This is a genomic window from Methylophaga thalassica MP (assembly GCF_000214595.1).
Taxonomy (GTDB): domain Bacteria; phylum Pseudomonadota; class Gammaproteobacteria; order Nitrosococcales; family Methylophagaceae; genus Methylophaga; species Methylophaga thalassica.
The window spans coordinates 612,268-634,746 of the sequence record NZ_AFIG01000003.1 but is presented as its reverse complement, the minus strand read 5'-3'; the positions used below and the strand labels follow the sequence as shown (position 1 = coordinate 634,746).

Below are 22,479 nucleotides of genomic sequence, written 5' to 3'. Positions count from 1 at the left end.
TGCGTATAACGTTTTTTTTAGTCTAGTCGATAGTCGTCCCTGTATTGCGAAATGTCAGGTTATATCTAAATTGACCGGTTAGAGGGTGATGAGCGAGTTTGATCGGTTTTATACCATGAAAGCGTAAACGGTCAACGCCTCCCCAGATGACGATATCACCATGCTCAAGTAAATGGTAATTAGGTGTTTCATTGCGTTTATTACTACCAAATTGAAATATGGCCGGTACGCCGAGAGAGACGGAAACAATAGGCTGAGTGAAGTCTTTTTCGTCCTTATCCTGGTGCAAGCCCATACCGACACCGGGAGTGTACTGATTGATAAGACAAGCATTAGGCTGGAAATGTTGAAACTCTACCAATGAGGCATTTTCTTCTGCCAGCGATTCAAATAACTCAGGCATGGATGGCCACGGCATATTTGTCAGTGGGTCAATAGCTGTATAACGGTATCCCTTGTTATCACTTACCCAGCCTAAGTCACCACAATTGGTCATTTTTGCTCCTACATAATATCCGCGCTTAGTCGACATTTGTCGAAAAGGGGAGAGTGCGCTTATCTGATTTATTTCAGTGAGCAAGTTTTCTGCAATCTGTTTTGCTACTCCTTTAAGAAGGTAGCTTTGCTCTGCAAGTTTGATAACCATGTCAGACATTGTATTTCAGTATACGTTTATAGCAGATTAATTAAGTTGATGAGTGTTGTTACCTGCGATTGGATAATGCGCTCATTGGATAAAAGCCGCCAATAAAAAATGCAGATTAACCATAGGCAAATAATTAGATAACAGCTAGAATATTGTCATCGTCTTGGGGGAGTAGTCTACTCACCTACCGGTGTTTGAAGCTGTCAACATAATTGGACCCTCAAGGTCCATGGCAGTTTCGTACCAGCTTGCTGGTATTGACAAGACCTAAGACAAATAATGATTCCTCTTGGCGGGAGATCGTTGTTTGTCTTGGTATTGTTATCCCGCCGGAGTTTATTTAATGGATGCTTTCTTTACTTCTGTTCTCACGGTTTCGCTAGCGGAAATCGGTGATAAAACCCAGCTTTTATCTTTAATGCTAGCTGCACGTTTTAGCCATAAATCAGCCATCGTGGCTGGAATCCTTGTTGCTACACTCCTCAATCATGCTGCATCTGCCTGGCTGGGCACCTGGCTTGGACAATTTATTCTTGGTCCAACAGGTCAGTGGATACTGGGCTTGAGTTTTATTGCGATGGCCGCTTGGTTATTGATACCAGACAAGGAAGATGATGATGCGATTAAATATGCTAGATACGGGGCGTTTGTCGTTACCACCGTGTTATTTTTCATTGCTGAGATTGGTGATAAAACGCAAGTCGCTACTATTGCGCTTGCTGCAACCTACCAAAATATTTTTATGGTGACACTGGGCACGACAATTGGCATGTTATTAGCCAATGTTCCAGTAGTATACGCAGGAGAAGCCATGTTGAAAGTGATCCCTTTGAATGTGGCTAGATGGGCTGCTTCCCTAGTATTTGTTATTGTTGGTTTAACCATTATTCCATGGTAAACCCTGTGACAAGGGCACAATAAATATTATCGAGCCACACACCTGTGTGCGGCTCGATGGTTTATCACTAATAGTGTTAGTGAAGATTCGATAAATTTTCTACCACTTCCACGACTTTTTTTGCACCGCTTCTGATTTGGCTGATGGTATTCCCTGCGGTATTAGCAAACTCAACGCCTGATTCGACACCCGACATGCTTCCGGACATACTTTTTATGACGGAATCACTTTTAGACTGGATTTTATTAATCATGCTCGCTATTTCGGCCGTTGATTGTGAGGTCCGTGTAGCCAGTGAGCGAACTTCATCAGCCACAACAGCAAAACCACGCCCACTATCACCCGCTCTTGCAGCTTCTATTGCGGCATTTAAGGCGAGTAAGTTTGTTTGTTCAGTGATATCGCTGATCGTTTTAACGATAAATGATATTTGTGCGGTTTCTACACCTAGCTGTTCCAACTCGGTTGATGAATGACTGAATTGTTGTTTCAATTCTTCAAGTTTATCAATGGTTTTAAAAATAATATCTTCACCTGTCGAGGATAACTTTTCTGTCTCCAGTGATATTGTATAGGCTGTGTTAGCGGCCGCTTTTTCTTCCTCGGAACGGCGAACTTTTTCAGTAATGTCAGTGGCAAATTTAATGACTCGATAGGGCTTGCCATTACTATCGAATATAGGGTTATAGGTGGCTTCCAACCAAACAGCAGATTGATATTTATTTATCCGTTTAAAATTGTCTGCAATAAAACGTCCCTCATTCAATTGTTCCCAGAACTTGGCATATTCAGGACTTTTTACATAGTCTGAGTCACAAAAAATTCTATGGTGCTGTCCTTTCACTTCATCAAGCTTATATCCCATAAGGCTCAGAAAATTTTGATTGGCATTGGTGACACGACCTCCCATATCAAACTCTATGATAGCCATTGAACGATCGATTGCAGATAGCAAACTATCATTACTACGAGAATGTTCTACACGTTCGGTCACATCGTTAGCAATCTTAAAAATTTTAACGACACGGCCTTCACCATTTTTTATTGGGAAATAATTGGCTTCCAGCCATATATCATGGCCGTTTTTATGCTTGCGTAATACTTCCCCTGAAAAATACTCACCGTTCTTTAGATGCTTCCAAAAATCTTTATATCGGGAAGATTCAACTTCGGATTTATCGCATAACAGTTGATGATGCTGTCCTATCAGTTCAGAAGAGGAATAACCTGTTACCCGAGAAAAATTGTCGTTTACTGTGGTGATGATACCTTCAGGTGTGAACTCAATAATGGCGAGTGATGACTGCATTGCGGTGAAAATCTCCAGCAAGGGAGTGAGTTCGTTTTTTAATACCGCATTCTCGGTGATTAACTGTTTTGTTTTACCAAACATGTCTTTTTTTCGCCTCTTCGCAAATAGTGTGCAATTTAATTGTATGCATCTTATATCGGCAGTGAAAAGTGAAAGTTAACTGCTTTTATACGAAAGCATGATGTCTATCACGTTACTGGTAAGTTAATGATTATGAATGGGCGATAGTGACTTTGGAGTTCCAAAGAATTGCTGCTTAATTAAGGGTAAACAGTGTGTTAGCGATTCAACATATCTTTTGTAGAGGATTTGTTCGCTCTACTGAATCTAAACTCAATTAGAGATATGTTGACGTGAGTTAATATTCTCTCTGAACATTTTTTTGACTCAATTTTTACTATGAATTTAAAGTCAATTTTTAAAAAAATCATACTTAAGGATGATTTTTTTTCTAATTCGATTTAAGTAACCTGTTAACAACAGAATATAAGTGTTCATCTGTTACTCGCCATAGCAAGTTAACTTTAATTTATTAATTTTGTTCAACATATTATCGCCAAACCTGATGTGAGTCAGGGACGGAAAACCTACAGCTGTGCATTAGTGGCATCAGGGCTGGGCTGCATGAAATGGAGATTTTTATGAAAAAAATAGTGTGGATGCTATTAAGCCTGGGTTTATTGACGTTATCTCTGACAGCTTCTGCTGCGACTGTTGTTAAAGCTAATTTTGATGCAGGATGGCCGACTTATGACGGTGGTGAATTTACGTTTTCTGGGAATTTTGTGGGAGAAGATCTGAATAACGACGGCGTATTGTCTTTCGGAGAGTTTTCCGTTTTTAACTGGAGCTCTGCTTCTAGCTCATTCACTTTATCTGACCTGTTTGATACTGGCGATATTGTCATTAGCACACAAACTTGGTTGGCTAATGGCATAAGCTGGGTTGGAGCAGACGATTTAGCTTACATAACTTGGGATGACAGAGGACAATCGATAAATACTAACATCCTGGGTGAAGTTCGCTTTACTTCTTTCGAAGTTTCTGCGGTTCCTTTACCACCAGCTGTCTTGCTGTTTGCACCTGCACTACTGGGTTTTATGGGCTTACGCCGTAAAGCAAAACTAGCTGTCTAATTAATTTCAGTATTTCAAACGTTTAAAGCCGTCATAGAGTGACGGCTTTTTTGTCTGTTTAAAATCACGTTGAGTTAAAACACATAATCCAGACTAATTTGACCAGTGGCGTATCGCGTTTTAGTGATGATGACTCAGAAACAATATTGAGTTTTAGGCTTCAGGCTTATCGCTGTTATAATGCCTGCCCAATGTCCCCGTAGCTCAGCAGGATAGAGCGTCCCCCTCCTAAGGGGAAGGTCGCAGGTTCGACTCCTGCCGGGGACGCCAATTAATCTTCATTTTTTCAATAAGTTACATTAATCTGGTTTCAGCGTCAGATCCTAAAAATGCCCATTTGGGACAATTTTGGGACACTAACAAAATGATACTGACGTGATAATGGATGATTCAGCATTATGGTTTCAGACTCATTTTTACCAGATAAAACTGTCTGGCTAATGTCAGGCATCATTAGTAAATCGAAATAGAAGAACAAAATACCTCATCACAATTTTATTCCTGGTCATCGAGCAGGAGTGTTCCATTAAAAAGGCTATCTGTAGATAGCCTTTTTGGTGTTCTGATGGATAAAAATATTAAAGCTAATCAGTTTATTGAATCGCCAGCAAAGACGCGTTTTTCAATGACACCATGAACGCCCCAATTACCATCTACCACTTGTGTAATACCGAAGTCAGCGGATACTGACATTAATGAAATGGCCTCATCTTCAGTGAGTCCCTTAGCCGTCATCAGGAAGTGGCGCATTTTTCTAAAAGCATCGCGCATGGCATTGTCGATAGAGGATTTTGCGTAAATCTCGCTCTGTGCTTTTTCCCCAAGTGCTTCAAGGTAATTAGGATAACTAAAGCCGTGAACAACCCATTCGGTGTCTGTTTCCAGTAGAGGATAATCCAGGCCTTGCAAAACCGTATCTTGCAACTCATTTTGTTTGTGAAGAATAACTTGAACGACGCCTGTCATTGAGGTTTCGATAGCGGTTCCAGCAAGTTCTGAGTCACCTTGTGCTGCATGCGGATCGCCGGCACTGAGTAAGGCGCCTTCAACCGCAACCGGATAGTACATGGTGCCACCTTTACCAATACGCCAGTCATCAATGTTGCCGCCAAAATAGCCTGGAGGAATAGAGTCGACATAATCAGTTTCGACCGGAGCTACCCCCATTGTTCCAAAATGTAATCTGACAGGAACGCGAATATTCTCAAGGACTTTTGTGTTTTTTGTGATGGTGCTGTGATCAACGGGAACACCAGGGTAGTCAATTTTTTCATGGACAACCCCATTTGGGTCTGTCTGTGGTACCCATCGATAGTTGTAGATAGCTTTTGCCCAGTCTTTCTCACCTGTTGCGTCAAGCTCAAAAATAGTAATGACTTCACGCGGTTTTGGATCTTCGATCATATCGTTGTAGTGATATCCCCACCATGCTGCAGCATTGACCCCATATGTTTTGCCAGCATACTTAGGGTTTCCAGAGGGACGTGGGTACATATCCAGAATGCGTACTTCAAGAACGTCACCTGGCTCTGCACCACAGACATAGACCGGACCAGTTAAAACATGAACTCCGAAACCTTCACCGGCACCACGACCATAGATTGACGCATCCATGGGGCCAGCACCGCGTCGATCCACACCTTTATCATTTTTTTCCCATTTAAAAACGCTCTCAGCACCGGGATCGCCCTTTACCATTCTTTCTGCGTCGTCATTAGCATGATGTGTCAATGTTTCCAGAGTCACAAAATCACCAGATTGAACAACTGCCTGTGGTGCTTTATTTTTACTAAAGTAGCCCCAGTGGACCGTTTTATTATTAGCCGGAATGTAATGATGTTTCGCTTCTGTTGATTCTGAATCACAGCTTATTTCCGCAAATGCCGGGCTGCTTAATATCGTGAAAAAGATAGAACTGGCAATGAATCCTGTGTGTTTGAGTGGACTGATGTTGTTCATTAATAACTGCTCCATATTATTTAAAATGAAAAAACATTTTAAAAACAAGCAGATAAGGTGCCACCTTTTACTCTGGCATTAAAACAGATATTAGTTACTGTTTTTTATAGAGTAAATTCTGTTCAGCGCTTATTCAGCAGTATTTGGCGATGTGCTGTTTCGGATCATAACTGAGCAAGTGATCAATATTGGCGCGTAGTGTGATGAATCGCCACCATTCAGTACGATGTCAAATTAGGCTTTCTCAACAACAAAATGATATTTATCGTCGACTTCAGACATTTCTATTAATGTATTGCCTGTCATTTTACAAAAAGTAGGAATATCTTTATTTGCACCTTTGTCGGTGGCAATCAATAAAAGCCGTTGTCCAGGTGACATATCGGCGAGTGCTTTCCGGGCTTTTAACACAGGAAGAGGGCAATTGAGGCCGGAGGTATCAATTTCTTTTTGAAATTCTGACATACTACTTATCCCATTTTTTCTTAGAATGATGCAATGATAAACGGATTTATATTCAGTGTCTCACTGGAACCGTGTACCTTACTGGCGGGTCTATTTGGCTTATGAGAACAATATTTCAAATCGTAAGTTTAGTTTTTTTCAGTCATCTTAGTAGTGGCTGGGCGCTGGATATTGCCTTACCTGAAATGGGGGATAGCGCAGGTGAATTGATTTCTCCTCGAGAAGAGCAGGAGATTGGTCAGGCGTTTTTCTGGCGCTTACAACAAAGCACTGACTTGGTAGAAGATCCTGAGGTGAATAGTTATATTCAGTCCTTAGGTTACCGATTGGCTTCTAATAGTAATGAACCTAATTTGAACTACACTTTTTTTGTTGTTCCTGACGCTACTGTAAATGCGTTTGCTACGCCAGGTGGGTATGTAGGTGTCAATTCAGGCTTGATTCTGACCGCAGCAAATGAAGATGAGCTGGCTTCGGTAATGTCGCATGAGATTGCGCATATCACGCAACGCCATATATTGAGAAGCTTTGAAAATTCAAAACGGATGACGATTCCCCGAACAGCTGCCATGATTGCTGCAGCACTGTTGGGTGCCGCTGATCCTAAAGCCGGTTCGGCGGCGATCATGGCAGTGCAGGCAGGGAGTATTCAGAGTCAGATTGACTATACCAGGGCGAATGAGGCAGAAGCTGACAATATAGGGATGCAGACATTAGTTAAATCAGGGTTTAATCCTGATGCGATGCCCAGTTTTTTTGAAAAGCTCCAGCAAGCGAGTCGCTTTTATGGTGGCGATGCGATTCCAGAGTTTTTACGAACTCACCCAGTCACCACATCACGTATAGCCGATGCTAGAGGTCGTGCATCTCAATATAAGGTAAAACCAAGGCTTTCAGATCATGAGCAGTTTTACTTAGTCAGAGAAAAGCTTCGTGTGATGACGGCGCAGGATAGTCAGGATTTGATTAAGTATTATCAACAGCAATTAACGGAAGATAAACCAGAAAATAAAGATCCGCTGAATTATGGTTATGTGCTGGCATTAATGAAGAGTGCACAATACACCCTAGCGCGTCAGCGTTTGATGCCATTGATTGAGAAAGAGCCTGATCGTTTGGCCTATCAATTGGCGTTGGCAGATATTGAATTATCAATAGGTCGTGTCGATGCAGCCCTGGCGATTTATGAAGACAATCAGCGTCTATATCCTGACGATCGTGCATTGACGCTGAATGAGGTGCATGCCTTGTTAACAACAGGCAGACCCGATAAAGCGGCTAAGCTATTACAGACCCAGATTGAGCTGGGTGAGACAGGACGGCAGATATATAAGCTAATGGCCCAGGCGAAAGGTGATATGGGGCAAAAAAGCGAGTCGCATGCATGGCTTGCTGAGTATTACTATCAGTCAGGCTTACTGAAGGCCGCTGCAGATCAATTGCACCTGGCTGCAGAGGCGGCTGGTCATGATGAATATCAACTTTCCAAAATTGCTTCAAGATTGCGGGAAGTTGAGAATGCGATGAGTGAGATGGAAAATTAAATAATGACGGAGAATGCCGACAAGCGACGCAGACAGTTTTTGAAAAGTGCTATTTCAGCATCTACATTGGCATTGGTGGCCAGTACTGGCTTGCTGGCTCCAAAACGCGTACTGGCACATTGGCCCTCTGATGCCTTTACGGCGGATACGGTTGAGGATGCGCTGCTTGCCTTATTAGGACAGGCACAAGATATTCCAGAAGATAAAGTGAGTTTTAAAGTGGGCTCACCACCTAGCTACGCCGTTAATGGCGCCTCTGTGCCATTTGAGGTGATATCCAGTTTGGAGAATATAGAACGGATTGCTATTCTCGTGGATAAAAATCCCAATCCATTAGCAATGAGTATCGAACTCACAGAAGGTGTAAAACTGCCATTCAAAAGCATGATAAAAGTGGCGGAAGATTCAAAAATCATTGCTGTCATTCGTGCCGATGGCAAGCTTTATCAAACCTCACGTGACATCTCAGTTGATATTGGAGGATGTGCCTGATGGCCATAACTGCCCGAGACCGGATTCGTGCCAAACTAAAAGAAGGCGATACGACCGTTAGAGTATTACTCGCCCATCCGATGCATACCGGTAGAGGTAAGGATGAAAACGGTGAGTTGATTCCAGCCCAATTTATTCAGGATATTCGTTGCTGGCGAAATGGTAACGAGGTGATGGCGATAAAATGTGGCACGGCAACGGCTCGTAATCCTTATTTCTCTTTTCAATTGGCGGGAGGAGCCGTTGGCGATAAGATTATGATTCGCTGGGTCGATAATCTGGGCGCTAAGGGCGTAACAGAAACTGAGTTACGATGAGTCTTAAGTTAAAAGTTAATCTGTTTTTTACCGTGCTCTTACTGGTGGCATTACTCGCCAGTACCGGTGTTCTGATTACTAACGCACGAAAATCTGTTCAGATTGAAGTTGAAGATACGATGGCTGCCGCAGCTCGTCTTATTACTCTGACCTTAGCCGATAAACCGCTTAACCGGGATTATGGTATCAACCAGCAAATCCATGAAATGGTCAAAGCGCTGAGTCAGATAAGAAGTTTACATATTTTGATGTTCGATTCGCAGGGGCTTCTTTTCGAAGGAGAGCCGGATGAAACACTCAAAGTCGAGCCTCCTGAGTGGTTTGTCAAAGTGCTGTTTCCCGAAGTGACACCTCTCTCTAAACGGTTTGGCACCGGCCATATGGTGATTTATGCTGCGCCAATGCAAGAAATCAGTGACCGTTGGATGGATATACGGAGCATCCTGGCCTTAGGTATGGTGGCTTTTGTATTTGTCAGTATTTTCCTTTACTGGGGTGTTGACTGGTTTTTAAGGCCTTTGCAGAGACTATTGCAAGTTTTGTCTGCGTTTGAGAAAGGCGATTTGCACTTACGCCTGCCGGATTTCAGCCTGACTGAAATGAATCAAATCAGTCATACCTTCAATAGAATGGGTCAGGCGCTGGAACTGAGTATGGCAGAAAATCAACGTTTAGCCATGTTAGTTCGGCAGTCCGGCGATGCCATTTTGTCACTGGATCATGCTGGTAATATCACATTTTGTAACTCTACAGCCGAACGTTTATTTGCCAAACAAACCTTGGTGTTAAAAGGTGAAGCACTTGCTAACCTGGGCTTTGAACAGTCTCATCAGAAAATAGCTTCCATTTTAGAAAACTGTGAAATCACAGAAAACATGGAGACTACGCTGTTACGACCAGATGGCGAAAAAGTGGCCTTACTCATGTCAACGGTGCCGTTATTTGATAAAGAGCAGCAGGTCATTGGTCTGATTTGTACACTGCGTGATATCACCGAGCTAAAACAGGCTGAGGCCGCTAGAACGCAACTCAGGGAGACGCGTTTACTGACTCAGCATATGGATGAAGTACAAGAAGCGGAACGGCGTCATTTAGCCAGAGAGCTTCATGATGAGTTGGGTCAGTGCCTGACAGCGATAAAAACCGATGCGGTATTAATCCGCAATCGTACGGAGCAGAGCGAACCGCGAGTGTTCAACAGTGCCCAGGCTATTATTGATACGACGAGTCATATATACGATGTAGTTCATAATATGATCACGCGTTTACGCCCGAGTCCTTTGGATGATTTAGGATTGGTGCCGACACTTGAGCAAGCGATTACCAGCTGGCAGGCACGTGAGCCTGATATCCAGTTTGATATTCGGGTGTCAGGTCGTTTAGATAATCTGAATGAAATGATGAATATGACGGTATTCCGTGTGGTGCAGGAAGCAATAACCAATGCAGTCAGACATGCGGAGGCAAGTCAGATCAATGTTATTGTAAAAACACAGAAAGCCAGTAATAGTGATATAGATAATCTTTCTATCGAGATTAAAGACAACGGTAAAGGTATGGTTGTTAAAGACCTACATTCTGACGTCGACTTTGGATTGTTGGGTATGCGCGAGCGTGCTCACAGCCTCGGGGGTGAGTTTGAACTTACCAGTGAGCCAGGCAATGGCGTTAAAGTCAGCGTGGTTATTCCTCTAAGAGCGGACAGATTATTATGAGTCTGGATAAAAAAACAATATTGCTGGTTGATGATCACGAACTGGTGCGAGCAGGATTTCGTCGACTTTTGGAAGATGGTGACAAATTTACGGTGATTGCAGAGGCAGGTAGTGGTGAGCAGGCTGTTCAGGATTTCAGTAAACATCATCCTGATATTGTTGTTATGGACATATCTATGCCTGGCATCGGTGGTGTAGGCGCCATAGAAAGGATCACTGCCAGAGACCCCTCTGCAAAAATTCTTGTCCTCAGTGTGCATGAAGATAGTGTCTTTACGACAAGGGCAATGCAGGCAGGGGCGTTAGGTTTCATTCCCAAACGCAGTGCGCCTGAAGAAATGCTACGAGCAGTAGAAATGGTCGCTCAGGGTAAAACCTGTATTGCGCCTGAAATCGCTCAGCAGTTAGCCATGCAAAAACTGACTGGTTCAGAGAATCCGATTGATGTTTTGAGTCAGCGAGAGTTTGAAGTCTTCCGTTTGCTGGCGGAAGGTAAAACGGTAAACGAAATTGCGGATATCTTGAATTTAAGTCCAAAAACAGTGGGCACTCATCATACCAATATCAAGCAAAAATTGAATGTCTCAAACTCTGCAGAGTTAGCGCGTTTGGCAATTCGTAGTGGTTTGCTTGATGCGTGAGATAATCCTGCTTAGTTTATTCAGAAAAATCCTGAGTCATGACCAGTAAAAACCTCTCTGAATTGTTTACACAAATCCGTAGACTGTGAACTATGGAATTCAGCCAATAATGACTGAATCAATTAAGAGGAATTGACTATGTGGACTAAACCAGAATACTCAGACATGCGTTTCGGCTTTGAAGTAACAATGTATATTTGCAACCGCTAAAACGCCTTTCTTTCAAAGAAAGTCAAAAAGCCCCGTTAATCGGGGCTTTTTTTTGTCTGTCATTTTTGTAAAAGGGAATTTCTCCTATCTCCAAGACATCACTGCAATACTAGAATGCTTATTTATTTCACATAGTCCTAGTGCATGAATCTCAGATATAGACTCAATCTTATCGTCACAGCTGTCTTGTTAATTATCTTAGTGATTGGCGCAGTAAAAGCGATCCATAGTGCTCGTGAAGATGTTAGGGCTGAAGTCGCCTCTACCATGGACTTCGCCTTACACATGCTAAATGCCGAGTTAAGTCATTTTAAATTCAAAGACAAAGTGCTTAAAGAGCAGCCTGAGTCACCTTTTATGCTGAATAAACTCACGGGAGTCAGGCATTTAAGAATCGAATTTTATGGCATGCATAATCAGCTTATCGAAAGTAATGAAGATGAAACCAGTAACGACCATAAGCCATATCCTGACTGGTTTGGTCGCGAAATGTATTCTGCCCTTGATGATTTAAAACCTGAGCGACTGCCGGTTTATGTGAATTCGCAAAAAATTGGTGAGTTAGTCATAAAACCTAAGCCTGATAATGAAATAGCCGAGGCCTGGGATGAGACGAAAACACTATTGACCATGATTTCATTATTTTTTGTCTTTGTGAATATTCTGGTTTATCTGGTAGTGGCCCGCGCCTTAAAACCCATCGATCAGATTATTTCTGCGCTGACTGATATCGAAACTGGGAATCTGGATAGCAGATTGCCTATTTTTGAATTACCCGAAATGGCCAGTATCAGCCATAAATTCAACATGATGGCTTCAACCTTACAAAGCAGTATTCGTAATAATCATCGCCTGACACAACAGATTATTCGTTTGCAGGAAGCTGAGCGAAAAAGTCTTGCTCATGAACTGCATGATGAAATTGGTCAGCATCTGACGGCAATTCATGTTGATGCTTCGGTGATTAAGTCTACCAACGATCTTGAGGCTGCTAAAAAAAGTGCTTCGGCGATTGATGAAGTGGTGGGCTTGATGATGGATATTCTGCGAACCATGCTGCAGCGCTTGCGTCCGGGCGGACTCGATGAACTAGGTTTTATTGCAGCAATGCAGGAGTTAGTGGATAGCTGGCGTGAAAGACATCCGAATATTGAAGTGGAATATCAATTTGATGGTGAGTTCTCGTCACTGGAAGAAAATGCCCAATTAACACTATATCGCGTCATACAGGAATGCCTAACCAATATCAGCCGCCACTCAAAAGCCAAGCAGGCATGGATCATTTTAAAAGAGGAAAAGCGTGCCATTCATTTGACCGTGAGTGATAACGGCAAAGGCTTTGAACCATCACAGCACACACAGCGTTTTGGTCTCGCAGGAATGAAAGAACGCTTAGACAGTGTGGGCGGCACTTTTGATATTACATCTAATTTAAATCAAGGCGTCACGATTGATGTGACGGTTCCCAAACAAGGAGATAATGCGTGAGCCAGTTAATTAAAGTCATGCTGACTGATGACCATGCCGTAGTCAGATCAGGTTTATGTCGATTACTCGAACAAAATTCAGACATAAAAGTGATTGCTGAAGCGGAGAGTGGAGAACAGGCCTATCAAACTTATCCGGAGAATCGTCCGGATGTTTTAGTGATGGATATGTCGATGCCTGGTATGGGGGGGCTTGAGGCATTACGCAGGATTCTTCATCGTTGGCCTGATGCACGAGTCATTATGTTCTCTATGCATGAAAATGCGACCTATGCAATTCAGTCGCTGACCGCTGGCGCCATGGGTTACGTAGCAAAATCGGGTAATGCTGAGGATCTTGTTAAGGCAGTAAAAGAAGTCGCGTCAGGCAAAAGCTTTTTGAGTGCAGATATGGCACAAAAAGTCGCTTTGCAAAGTTTGACTGGCGATGATAACCCGACGCAAAGATTAACTTCACGGGAATTTGAAGTTTTCCGTTTATTGGCGGAAGGAAAGTTAGTAGAAGAAATTGCGGGACGATTAAATATCGGTCAAAAAACAGTAGCTAATTACCAAACAAGTCTCAAACAGAAGCTAGATATTCATTCTCCGGTTGAATTGGTCAGATTGGCCATGAAATATGGTGTAATTACGGAGCAGTGATTTTTGATTAAATGACAATTATTTCATCAGTTTAGGTTTTACTTCCTTAAGTTGTGTCGATTTGTTCCCGCTAAAATCGGGAATCTTTGGTAATGATTCTTGGGCATAACGAGCATAAAGTGTGGGAACCATGTCGTTGTTATTCCTCTCGACATGTTCTGTAATCAAACACTAGGGATTAAAAATGAAGCTGAAAACTTTGTCATTAGCAATGATGACATTGGCAGTGCCAGGCTTGGCTGCTGCCGATGAATTGCTTGAAATGCAAAAAAATCCGAATAACTGGGTAATGCCAGCAGGTAACTACAACAACCAACGTTACTCTGAATTAACTCAAATCAACAAAGACAATGTCAAAGATTTAAACATGGCATGGTCTTTCTCAACCGGTGTTTTACGTGGTCACGAAGGTAACTCTTTGGTTATCGGTGACACTATGTATGTCCATACTCCTTTCCCAAACATCGTTTATGCGTTGGACTTAAACAACGATGGTGCGATGAAATGGAAATATGAACCCAAACAAAACTACGATGAAACAGTGCCTGTTATGTGCTGTGACACGGTTAACCGTGGTTTAAGCTATGGCGATGGCAAAATTTTCTTGAACCAAGCCGATACAACACTTGTTGCATTAAATGCTGAAGACGGCAAAGTGGTTTGGTCTGATAAACGTGGTGATCCTAAAAAAGGTGAAACCAGCACAGGCGCTGCATTTGTTGTTAAAGACAAAGTCTTAGTCGGTATCTCAGGCGGTGAGTTTGGTGTACGTGGTTATATCAAAGCCTATAGCCTGGATGGTAAAGAACAGTACACGGCATACAGCACAGGTCCTGACAAAGAAATGTTAGTTGATCCAAGCAAAACCATGTCTATGCTGAAACCAGTTGGCAAAGATTCATCTTTGAAAACCTGGCAAGGTGACCAATGGAAAATTGGTGGTGGTACCACTTGGGGCTGGATTTCTTATGACCCCGATCTGAACATGTTCTACTATGGTTCAGGTAATCCATCTACCTGGAACCCGGTTCAACGTCCTGGTGATAACAAATGGTCAATGTCTCTATGGGGTCGTGACTTAGACACCGGTATGGCGAAATGGGTTTACCAAATGACGCCACATGATGAGTGGGATTATGACGGTATCAACGAAGTCATTCTTGCTGATCAAAAAGTGAAAGGCAAAATGCGTAAAACCGCTGTCCACTTTGACCGTAACGGTTTTGGTTACACCATGGACCGCGTCACGGGTGAACTGTTAGTGGCTGAAAAATATGATCCAGCAGTTAACTGGGCAACTGGTATTAATATGAAAACAGGTCTGCCTGAGCGTGCTGCAAAATACTCAACAGCAGCCAATGGCGAAGACGTTAATACTACGGGTATTTGTCCTGCGGCTTTAGGTTCTAAAGACCAACAGCCAGCGGCATTCTCGCCTCGTACAGGTCTGTACTATGTGCCAACCAACCATGTATGCATGGACTATGAACCATTTGAAGTGGAATACGTAGCGGGTCAACCTTATGTGGGTGCAACGCTGAATATGTTCCCTGCACCAGGTGGTACTCACATGGGTAACTTCATCGCTTGGGATGCCCGTGAAGGTAAGATCGTATGGTCAAACCCAGAACGTTTCTCAGTCTGGTCTGGTGCCTTAGCAACAGCGACTGATGTCGTGTTCTACGGTACATTGGAAGGTTATCTGAAAGCCGTTGATGCACAAACAGGTCGTGAACTATGGCGCTTCAAAACAGCATCAGGTGTAATCGGTAACGTCAATACTTACACACATGACGGTAAACAGTACGTTTCTGTGCTGTCAGGTGTCGGTGGTTGGGCTGGTATCGGTATGGCGATTCCTGACTTAGAAAACAGCTCAGATGGTCTAGGCGCAGTCGGTGCTTATAAAGCATTGTCTAGCTGGACTAACCTGGGTGGTGTTCTGAGCGTATTCAGCCTGTAAGACCCAGATGATATAGATTACTCTGTAATCTTAGTCTGAATAAAAGGCCCGGTATCTTTTGATGTCGGGCCTTTTTTTATATCTCTAAATCAAAATGGGATTCTAGGTGTGTCTGTGGTTAAAAAAGCTATAATAGTCGGCTTCGACTGCATTGTTTATATCTAAGGATGTTGATGTAGCAAGGTGTGCTTGGGTATGAAAACCTAAATACCAAACTTATTTCGTTAGGGACTACAGGTATTTTTAAGCCTCACGATAAGGGTATTGATGAATAAAATATTGACCGGCTCAGTTGCACAGAAAGTAGCGTTATTTATCGCTGGATTAATTTGCTTTCTAATTTTCTTAGAAGTCTTAGCCCTAGTACAAATCTACTTGATTAACCATCGTGAAACTACTCAGGAAGCCACCTTGGTTTCATCTATGATTCGTGAGCAGATTGACGATTTTAATATCGCCGAGACAGATAAAAATCAGATTCCTATATTTGAACTACAACAATGGCGTAATTTAGATCGTTTGAATATTGAGTTCATCTCTCAAGATGGTTCTATGATTGAAAGTAATCATCAATATCAATCTGATACTGATGGGGTGATGACAAAAGTGATGAAAGTCATTTTAGATATCTTTCATCTTAAATCTGTTTATATTGTTGAGCCGGTAGTGATTCACTCCAGGCATGTCGGTGAAGTCATTATTCGCAGTGATATATATCATGAGCTGAAATATGTTGGGATAGGTATTGCCGAGTTATTAATTCCCATTTTATTTACATTCATATTATCAAGCTGCCTGGTCGTGTTTCTGTTCTCACTCATTTTAGAGCGTATTGACGGTCAACTTAACTTTCCAAGGCAGAAGGAAGAGAAAACTGGACGTCTACGTTATCTATCCTTATCCAATATCAAACGCCTTATTTTTCGTATTATTGAGTCAAGTGAGAGTTTAAAAAAGGTTTTTCACATACAAAAGAGAAAAGCCGTTGAATTACAAGAAATCGAACGAAAGCGTATTGCGGCAGAGCTACACGATGAGCTTGGTCAACTTTTAACCACAATGCGTATTGAGTTGGACAAGTTTTATCACTCAGATGATCCCAATACAAAAGAAAATACCATCGCTAATCTAAGGCAACGTAGCGAGAGAATGTCAGATATTCTGAGATCGAATCTTAAACAATTACGCCCCCCTAATTTATCTGAATTTGGTTTGGCACATTGTTTACATGAGTTGGTTAATGACTGGATTTATAACCATCCGCAGCATCAACTTGAATTGACCATAAATTGTAATTTGAGGTTACTTGATGAGCATATGCAATTAAGCTGTTACCGTATCATTCAGGAAGGTTTAACTAACATCAGTCGTCACGCTGGTAACAATGTTGAAGCTAAAATTCTGCTTTACAGAAAAGACAATGACATTATTATCGACGTGATGGATAACGGTCAGGGATGCGATTTAAACTTGATAAAAAAAGGCTATGGATTATTAGGTATGCGAGAACGGGTAGAGACAGTATCAGGTCACATTCATATTGAAAGTCAGCCAGGACAAGGCATGAAAATTAAAGTGAAGCTACCGTGTGGTATCGGAGAGATCGATGGCAAAAATTAAGATTCTATTGGCTGATGATCATGAGATTGTACGATCAGGTCTAGCGAGTATGCTGAACAGTTACGATGAGTTTCAGGTTGTGAAAGAAATTCCAAGCGGGGAAAAAGCCTATCAGGCATACACAGAATTATTACCCGACATCCTGATCACTGATATGTCGATGCCGGGTATTGGCGGTTTGGAAGCAGTAAGAAGGATCTGTGGTAAGTTTCGAAATGCTCGTATTATTGTCTTTTCAATGCATGAAAATGTGACATTAGCGATGCAAGCAATGAGTGCTGGAGCAAAAGGTTACGTTATCAAATCAGGTGATAGTCAAGACCTGGTGACGGCTATTCATCAGGTAATGAATGGCAAAAACTTTTTAAGTGCTGAAATGGCACAGAAAATTGCTATGCAAAGTGTGTCTGGCTCGGATGACCCTACCCAAAGATTGAGTACTCGTGAGTTTGAAATATTCAGGCTGTTGGCTGAAGGACTGACCATTTCACAGGTTGCCTCCCAGTTAAGTCTGGAAGCGAAAACTATTGCTAATTACCAGACCATGTTAAAACATAAATTGGGTTTTAATTCATCGGCAGAAATGGTTCGCTTAGCCATAAAGTACGGTGTAGTCAGCAGTTAATACTAGATTTTCAATTATTTTCAGGAATCTTATTAATATTGTGTGGGAAGCCTTTCCGCCATGCTTGGGAATATATCCCGAACTATGGGTGATTATTCCCTAATGAAAAGAAGGTAAAAGCCGAATAGAGTCCTCCCTGACCGGCCAGTGTTGCCGTCATGTTAAATAACAATTAATAGAGGTCACTCTAATGAAGCTGAAAACTTTATCAATCGCAATGATGACTTTAGCTGTGCCAAGCTTGGCTGCTGCTGATGAATTATTGCAAATGCAAAAAGATCCGAATAACTGGGTAATGCCAGCAGGTAACTACAACAACCAACGTTACTCTGAATTAACTCAAATCAACAAAGACAATGTCAAAGATTTAAACATGGCATGGTCTTTCTCAACCGGTGTTTTACGTGGTCACGAAGGTAACTCTTTGGTTATCGGTGACACTATGTATGTGCATACTCCTTTCCCAAACATCGTTTATGCGTTGGACTTAAACAGTGACGGTGCGATCAAATGGAAATATGAGCCAAAACAAAACTACGATGAAACAGTGCCTGTTATGTGCTGTGACACGGTTAACCGTGGTTTAAGCTATGCAGACGGCAAAATCTTCCTGAACCAAGCCGATACAACACTTGTTGCATTAAATGCTGAAGACGGCAAAGTGGTTTGGTCTGATAAACGTGATGATGCTAAACGTGGTGCAACAAGCACGGGTGCTGCATTTGTATTCAAAGATAAAGTGTTAGTCGGTATCTCAGGTGGTGAGTTTGGTGTACGTGGTTACGTTCAAGCCTATGACTTAGATGGTAACGTTAAATACAAAGCCTACAGCACGGGTCCTGATGATGAAATGTTAGTTGATCCTAACAAAACAACGTCTATGCTGAAGCCGGTTGGCAAAGATTCATCTTTGAAAACTTGGCAAGGTGACCAATGGAAAATTGGTGGTGGTACAACATGGGGTTGGTATTCATACGATCCAGATCTGAACATGTTCTACTATGGTTCAGGTAATCCATCTACCTGGAACCCGGTTCAACGTCCTGGTGATAACAAATGGTCAATGTCTCTATGGGGTCGTGACTTAGACACCGGTATGGCGAAATGGGTTTACCAAATGACGCCACATGATGAGTGGGATTATGACGGTATCAACGAAGTTGTACTTGCTGATCAAAAAGTGAAAGGCAAAATGCATAAAACTGCTGTCCACTTTGACCGTAACGGTTTTGGTTACACCATGGACCGCGTCACTGGTGAACTGTTAGTGGCTGAAAAATATGATCCAGCGGTTAACTGGTCAAACGGTGTGAACCTGAAAACCGGTTTACATGATCGTGTAGCGAAGTACTCTACTGCACGTAACGGTGAAGATGTGAATACATCTGGCGTATGCCCTGCAGCATTGGGTTCTAAAGATGAGCAACCTTCAGCGTATTCTCCACGCACAGGTCTGTTCTACGTGCCAACCAACCATGTATGTATGGACTATGAACCATTTGAAGTGGAATATGTAGCAGGTCAACCATACGTTGGTGCAACATTAAGCATGTACCCCGCACCAGGTGGTACACACTTAGGTAACTTCATCGCTTGGGATGCCCGTGAAGGTAAGATCGTATGGTCAAACCCAGAACGTTTCTCAGTCTGGTCTGGTGCCTTAGCAACCGCTTCTGACGTCGTGTTCTACGGTACATTAGAAGGTTACCTGAAAGCCGTTGATGCGCAAACAGGTCGTGAGCTGTGGAGATTCAAAACTCCATCAGGCGTTATCGGTAACGTCAACACCTACAAACATGACGGTAAACAGTATATTTCTGTACTGTCAGGTGTCGGTGGTTGGGCTGGTATCGGTATGGCGATCCCAAGCTTAGAAAACGAAACAGATGGTCTAGGCGCAGTCGGTGCATATAAATCACTGTCTAGCTGGACTAACCTGGGTGGTGTTCTGAGCGTATTCAGCCTGTAAGACCCAGATGATATAGATTACTCCGTAATCTTAGTCTGAATAAAAGGCCCGGCATCGTTTGATGTCGGGCTTTTTTTATTCAGCCAAGGTTCACTTGTCACATGTGAAAATACTCAGACTGGTCAGATCGGGAAGATTTGCCGGTGATTCATTCGTTTTTTAGGCATAGAGTGTGATGACCTACATGCCCTGAAAACGCATTTTTAATGAATAAACTGAGTAATATGACATTTCTAAGATTTTTAATTGCTTCTGCAGTCGGAATTTATGCTGGCACCAGCCAAGCTGATGAATTACAAAAACTTCAAGATGATCCGGCAAACTGGGTGATGCCAGCCGGAAATTATAATAACCAACGATACTCATCACTCAAGCAAATCAATAAAAAAAATATTAACAAGCTGAACATGGCCTGGTCTTTTTCGACAGGTGTTTTACGTGGTCATGAAGGCAATTCTCTAGTCATTGACGATACTCTATATATTCATACACCTTTCCCTAATATTGTTTATGCGCTCGATTTAAATAATGACGGTGCTATTAAATGGAAATACGAACCCAAGCAGAGCTATGACGAAACTGTGCCAGTCATGTGCTGTGATACGGTCAACCGAGGCCTGGCTTATGCAGATGGAAAAATATTTCTTAATCAGGCAGATACGACCTTGGTTGCGTTGGATATGCACACAGGTAAAGTCGTTTGGTCTGATAAACGTGATGACCCAAGGACAGGTGCCACCAGTACTGGCGCCGCTTTTGTTTTTAAAGATACGGTTTTAGTCGGCATTTCTGGCAGTGAATTTGGTATTCGTGGTTATGTTCAGGCATATGATTTACAGGGGAATGTGAAGTATAAAGCCTATACCACAGGACCCGATGATGAGATGTTGGTAGATCCTGTAAAAACCACCTCAATGTTGAAACCGGTAGGTAAAGATTCATCTCTGAAAACATGGCAGGGTGATCAATGGAAAATCGGTGGCGGTGTCACATGGGGTTGGTTTTCATACGATCCTGACTTAAATCTGTTCTATTACGGGACAGCAAATCCTTCCACATGGAATCCCGTACAACGACCCGGTGACAATAAGTGGACTATGTCATTGTTTGCCAGAGATTTGGATAGTGGAATGGCAAAGTGGATTTACCAAATGACACCTCATGATGAATGGGATTATGACGGTGTGAATGAAATTATTCTCAGTGATCAGAAAATTAAAAATAAACTACGCAAAACCGCAGTTCACTTTGATAGGAATGGTTTTGCCTACACCATGGATAGAGAAACGGGTGAGTTATTACTGGCGAAGAAATTTGATCCATCTGTGAACTGGTCAAAAGGGGTTGATTTAACCACCGGAAGGCATGACCGTGTTCAACAATATTCGCCCGATTTTAATGGTGAAGATGAGAATACAACGGGTATTTGTCCTGCAGCGTTAGGGTCAAAAGATCAGCAACCGGCGGCTTATTCTCCACGAACCGGTTTGTTTTACGTGCCAACCAATCATGTTTGTATGGATTATGAACCATTTGAAGTCGAGTATGTGGCCGGTCAGCCATATGTTGGAGCCAGCCTGTCAATGTACCCGGTAAATGACGATCCCAACTTAGGTAATTTTATTGCCTGGGATGCCCGTGAAGGCAAGATTGTCTGGTCTAACCCAGAACGTTTTTCTGTCTGGTCAGGTGCTTTGGCGACTGGGTCAGATATTGTTTTTTACGGCACCCTTGAAGGCTACTTAAAAGCGGTGGATGCCAAAACTGGACGCGAGCTTTGGCGTTTTAAGACGGCATCGGGAATCATTGGTAACGTCAATACCTATGAACATAATGGCAAACAATACGTTTCAGTGATATCTGGACTGGGTGGCTGGGCCGGTATTGGTATGGCGATGGGACTAAAAAATGATGCTGATGGCGATGGAGCAGTAGGTTTATACAAATCACTTTCCAGCTGGACAAATCTAGGTGGTGTATTAAGTGTCTTTAGCCTCTAAGCCAACTTACTTTCCTAAGATAAAAGTGATGTAAATATTAATGATAACAGTCATTCTGGTTGATGAGCATCATGTTGTACGTGCTGGTATTAAACGTCTAATTGAAGAACAGAATGACATATTAGTGATTGCAGAGACCAACCAGAGTGATCAACTGCCAGCCTTGTATGAAGAGTATCAACCGGATGTATTCATCATTGATATGAATACGGCTTATGGCTCGACCTTAAATAGGGTTAATGAGCTTACAATGACATACCCAAGCGCCCGTGTGATGATATTTTCGAACCTGCCGGAGTCTTTTTTTGCTAATGAAGCTATCCAATCTGGTGCAAAAGCCTACATAAGAAAAACCAGTACAACTGAAGAATTGCTGCTAGCCATTAGAAGTGTCGCTGCAGGCAAAACATATCTGAGTGTGGATATTGCCGAAAAATTGGCATTAAAAAATGTTGCTGATGATCTGGAGCCAAGCACAATACTTACCCCTAGAGAGTTTGAGATTTTTCGTTTACTTGCTGAAGGTATGGAAGTAGAATCCATCGCGAAAGAATTGAAGATCAGCCTCAAAACAATGGCTAATTATCAAACGCAGTTAAAGCAAAAGTTGAATATAGCGACACCCATTCAGCTGGTTCGTTTAGCACTCAAGCATCACGTTATCACTCTAAATGAATAATCAGAATTCATTTCTAGCGCCAAGTCAATCCCGAGTTAACTATGATTAATTCCTGCTTATATAGGGAGTTGCTCCTAATGTGCTAGGGGAAAAATAAGAATAAAGTATTCAGCAGTGGTTATTTATAGATTAGCCACCTATAAAAACAAACCTTCAATA

At 42.3% G+C, this 22,479-nt stretch carries 20 protein-coding genes, 1 tRNA gene and 1 riboswitch; of the genes, 17 read left to right on the top strand and 4 right to left on the bottom strand.

Going from position 1 to position 22,479, the window contains the following annotated elements:
• Nucleotides 1–22 precede the first annotated feature (22 nt).
• The gene (alkB, locus tag MAMP_RS14630) at nt 23–655 is read right to left on the bottom strand and encodes a DNA oxidative demethylase AlkB (RefSeq protein WP_007146873.1); all 633 of its coding nucleotides are present in this window, start codon (nt 653–655) and stop codon (nt 23–25) included.
• Nucleotides 656–989: 334 nt separating this feature from the next.
• Here alkB and MAMP_RS14625 point away from each other — a divergent pair, with 334 nt between their 5' ends.
• Entirely contained in the window at nt 990–1,544 is a 555-nt protein-coding gene (locus MAMP_RS14625) for a TMEM165/GDT1 family protein (RefSeq protein WP_007146872.1), read from the top strand.
• 76 nt (nt 1,545–1,620) lie between these two features.
• Here the strand turns inward: MAMP_RS14625 and MAMP_RS16580 are convergent, their stop codons facing one another.
• A complete protein-coding gene (locus MAMP_RS16580; protein ID WP_007146871.1) occupies nt 1,621–2,937 on the bottom strand; it encodes a methyl-accepting chemotaxis protein in 1,317 nt (438 codons plus the stop codon).
• A 464-nt stretch (nt 2,938–3,401) separates the two neighbouring features.
• Nucleotides 3,402–3,484, top strand: a riboswitch (cyclic di-GMP riboswitch).
• Between the two features lie 13 nt (nt 3,485–3,497).
• Here MAMP_RS16580 and MAMP_RS16165 point away from each other — a divergent pair.
• Both MAMP_RS16165 and MAMP_RS14610 read left to right on the top strand, forming a co-directional pair.
• Nucleotides 3,498–3,992, top strand: a complete 495-nt coding sequence (locus MAMP_RS16165) for a hypothetical protein (RefSeq protein ID WP_007146870.1) — start codon at nt 3,498–3,500, stop codon at nt 3,990–3,992.
• Between the two features lie 193 nt (nt 3,993–4,185).
• A tRNA-Arg gene (locus MAMP_RS14610) sits at nt 4,186–4,262 on the top strand.
• 318 nt (nt 4,263–4,580) lie between these two features.
• Here the strand turns inward: MAMP_RS14610 and MAMP_RS14605 are convergent.
• Together MAMP_RS14605 and MAMP_RS14600 are read right to left on the bottom strand one after the other, a co-directional pair.
• Complete coding sequence (locus MAMP_RS14605) at nt 4,581–5,951, bottom strand: acetamidase/formamidase family protein (protein WP_007146869.1); 1,371 nt, start codon at nt 5,949–5,951, stop codon at nt 4,581–4,583.
• Between the two features lie 234 nt (nt 5,952–6,185).
• Entirely contained in the window at nt 6,186–6,416 is a 231-nt protein-coding gene (locus tag MAMP_RS14600; protein ID WP_007146867.1) for a sulfurtransferase TusA family protein, read from the bottom strand.
• Nucleotides 6,417–6,517: 101 nt separating this feature from the next.
• Here MAMP_RS14600 and MAMP_RS14595 point away from each other — a divergent pair, with 101 nt between their 5' ends.
• The 14 genes from MAMP_RS14595 (at nt 6,518) to MAMP_RS14535 (ending at nt 22,320) form a co-directional block, all read left to right on the top strand.
• On the top strand, nt 6,518–7,960 hold the full coding sequence (locus MAMP_RS14595) for a M48 family metalloprotease (RefSeq protein ID WP_007146866.1): 1,443 nt from the start codon (nt 6,518–6,520) through the stop codon (nt 7,958–7,960).
• 3 nt (nt 7,961–7,963) lie between these two features.
• Complete coding sequence (locus MAMP_RS14590; RefSeq protein ID WP_007146865.1) at nt 7,964–8,452, top strand: thiosulfate oxidation carrier protein SoxY; 489 nt, start codon at nt 7,964–7,966, stop codon at nt 8,450–8,452.
• Nucleotides 8,452–8,769, top strand: coding sequence for a thiosulfate oxidation carrier complex protein SoxZ (gene soxZ / locus MAMP_RS14585; RefSeq protein WP_007146864.1), 318 nt, complete (start codon nt 8,452–8,454; stop codon nt 8,767–8,769). The genes MAMP_RS14590 and soxZ overlap by 1 nt, the downstream gene beginning before the upstream one ends.
• Nucleotides 8,766–10,484: a PAS domain-containing protein gene (locus tag MAMP_RS14580; RefSeq protein ID WP_007146863.1), complete on the top strand. Its 1,719-nt coding sequence runs from the start codon at nt 8,766–8,768 to the stop codon at nt 10,482–10,484. Before soxZ ends, MAMP_RS14580 begins: the two co-directional genes overlap by 4 nt.
• A complete protein-coding gene (locus MAMP_RS14575) occupies nt 10,481–11,125 on the top strand; it encodes a response regulator (RefSeq protein ID WP_007146862.1) in 645 nt (214 codons plus the stop codon). Before MAMP_RS14580 ends, MAMP_RS14575 begins: the two co-directional genes overlap by 4 nt.
• Before the next feature lie 138 nt (nt 11,126–11,263).
• A complete protein-coding gene (pqqA, locus tag MAMP_RS15995; protein ID WP_081443609.1) occupies nt 11,264–11,335 on the top strand; it encodes a pyrroloquinoline quinone precursor peptide PqqA in 72 nt (23 codons plus the stop codon).
• 144 nt (nt 11,336–11,479) lie between these two features.
• Entirely contained in the window at nt 11,480–12,823 is a 1,344-nt protein-coding gene (locus MAMP_RS14570; protein ID WP_007146861.1) for a sensor histidine kinase, read from the top strand.
• Complete coding sequence (locus tag MAMP_RS14565; protein WP_007146860.1) at nt 12,820–13,464, top strand: response regulator; 645 nt, start codon at nt 12,820–12,822, stop codon at nt 13,462–13,464. Before MAMP_RS14570 ends, MAMP_RS14565 begins: the two co-directional genes overlap by 4 nt.
• Nucleotides 13,465–13,648: 184 nt before the next feature.
• Nucleotides 13,649–15,427 (top strand): methanol/ethanol family PQQ-dependent dehydrogenase, encoded by a 1,779-nt coding sequence (locus MAMP_RS14560; RefSeq protein WP_007146858.1) that lies wholly within the window; start codon nt 13,649–13,651, stop codon nt 15,425–15,427.
• Nucleotides 15,428–15,694: 267 nt separating this feature from the next.
• Complete coding sequence (locus tag MAMP_RS14555; protein WP_007146857.1) at nt 15,695–17,047, top strand: sensor histidine kinase; 1,353 nt, start codon at nt 15,695–15,697, stop codon at nt 17,045–17,047.
• Nucleotides 17,034–17,672: a response regulator gene (locus MAMP_RS14550; protein ID WP_007146856.1), complete on the top strand. Its 639-nt coding sequence runs from the start codon at nt 17,034–17,036 to the stop codon at nt 17,670–17,672. The genes MAMP_RS14555 and MAMP_RS14550 overlap by 14 nt, the downstream gene beginning before the upstream one ends.
• Nucleotides 17,673–17,862: 190 nt before the next feature.
• The gene (locus MAMP_RS14545) at nt 17,863–19,641 is read left to right on the top strand and encodes a methanol/ethanol family PQQ-dependent dehydrogenase (protein WP_007146855.1); all 1,779 of its coding nucleotides are present in this window, start codon (nt 17,863–17,865) and stop codon (nt 19,639–19,641) included.
• Between the two features lie 224 nt (nt 19,642–19,865).
• The gene (locus MAMP_RS14540; RefSeq protein ID WP_139031941.1) at nt 19,866–21,641 is read left to right on the top strand and encodes a methanol/ethanol family PQQ-dependent dehydrogenase; all 1,776 of its coding nucleotides are present in this window, start codon (nt 19,866–19,868) and stop codon (nt 21,639–21,641) included.
• Nucleotides 21,642–21,681: 40 nt separating this feature from the next.
• A complete protein-coding gene (locus tag MAMP_RS14535; RefSeq protein ID WP_007146853.1) occupies nt 21,682–22,320 on the top strand; it encodes a response regulator in 639 nt (212 codons plus the stop codon).
• Nucleotides 22,321–22,479 lie beyond the last annotated feature (159 nt).

What these genes read in the sequence shown, in the direction of transcription:
- alkB (WP_007146873.1), bottom strand. Translation starts at nt 655, where the DNA reads ATGTCTGACATGGTTATCAAACTTGCAGAGCAAAGCTACCTTCTTAAA.
- MAMP_RS14625 (WP_007146872.1), top strand. Translation starts at nt 990, where the DNA reads ATGGATGCTTTCTTTACTTCTGTTCTCACGGTTTCGCTAGCGGAAATC.
- MAMP_RS16580 (WP_007146871.1), bottom strand. Translation starts at nt 2,937, where the DNA reads ATGTTTGGTAAAACAAAACAGTTAATCACCGAGAATGCGGTATTAAAA.
- MAMP_RS16165 (WP_007146870.1), top strand. Translation starts at nt 3,498, where the DNA reads ATGAAAAAAATAGTGTGGATGCTATTAAGCCTGGGTTTATTGACGTTA.
- MAMP_RS14605 (WP_007146869.1), bottom strand. Translation starts at nt 5,951, where the DNA reads ATGAACAACATCAGTCCACTCAAACACACAGGATTCATTGCCAGTTCT.
- MAMP_RS14600 (WP_007146867.1), bottom strand. Translation starts at nt 6,416, where the DNA reads ATGTCAGAATTTCAAAAAGAAATTGATACCTCCGGCCTCAATTGCCCT.
- MAMP_RS14595 (WP_007146866.1), top strand. Translation starts at nt 6,518, where the DNA reads ATGAGAACAATATTTCAAATCGTAAGTTTAGTTTTTTTCAGTCATCTT.
- MAMP_RS14590 (WP_007146865.1), top strand. Translation starts at nt 7,964, where the DNA reads ATGACGGAGAATGCCGACAAGCGACGCAGACAGTTTTTGAAAAGTGCT.
- soxZ (WP_007146864.1), top strand. Translation starts at nt 8,452, where the DNA reads ATGGCCATAACTGCCCGAGACCGGATTCGTGCCAAACTAAAAGAAGGC.
- MAMP_RS14580 (WP_007146863.1), top strand. Translation starts at nt 8,766, where the DNA reads ATGAGTCTTAAGTTAAAAGTTAATCTGTTTTTTACCGTGCTCTTACTG.
- MAMP_RS14575 (WP_007146862.1), top strand. Translation starts at nt 10,481, where the DNA reads ATGAGTCTGGATAAAAAAACAATATTGCTGGTTGATGATCACGAACTG.
- MAMP_RS14570 (WP_007146861.1), top strand. Translation starts at nt 11,480, where the DNA reads ATGAATCTCAGATATAGACTCAATCTTATCGTCACAGCTGTCTTGTTA.
- MAMP_RS14560 (WP_007146858.1), top strand. Translation starts at nt 13,649, where the DNA reads ATGAAGCTGAAAACTTTGTCATTAGCAATGATGACATTGGCAGTGCCA.
- MAMP_RS14555 (WP_007146857.1), top strand. Translation starts at nt 15,695, where the DNA reads ATGAATAAAATATTGACCGGCTCAGTTGCACAGAAAGTAGCGTTATTT.
- MAMP_RS14550 (WP_007146856.1), top strand. Translation starts at nt 17,034, where the DNA reads ATGGCAAAAATTAAGATTCTATTGGCTGATGATCATGAGATTGTACGA.
- MAMP_RS14545 (WP_007146855.1), top strand. Translation starts at nt 17,863, where the DNA reads ATGAAGCTGAAAACTTTATCAATCGCAATGATGACTTTAGCTGTGCCA.
- MAMP_RS14540 (WP_139031941.1), top strand. Translation starts at nt 19,866, where the DNA reads ATGACATTTCTAAGATTTTTAATTGCTTCTGCAGTCGGAATTTATGCT.
- MAMP_RS14535 (WP_007146853.1), top strand. Translation starts at nt 21,682, where the DNA reads ATGATAACAGTCATTCTGGTTGATGAGCATCATGTTGTACGTGCTGGT.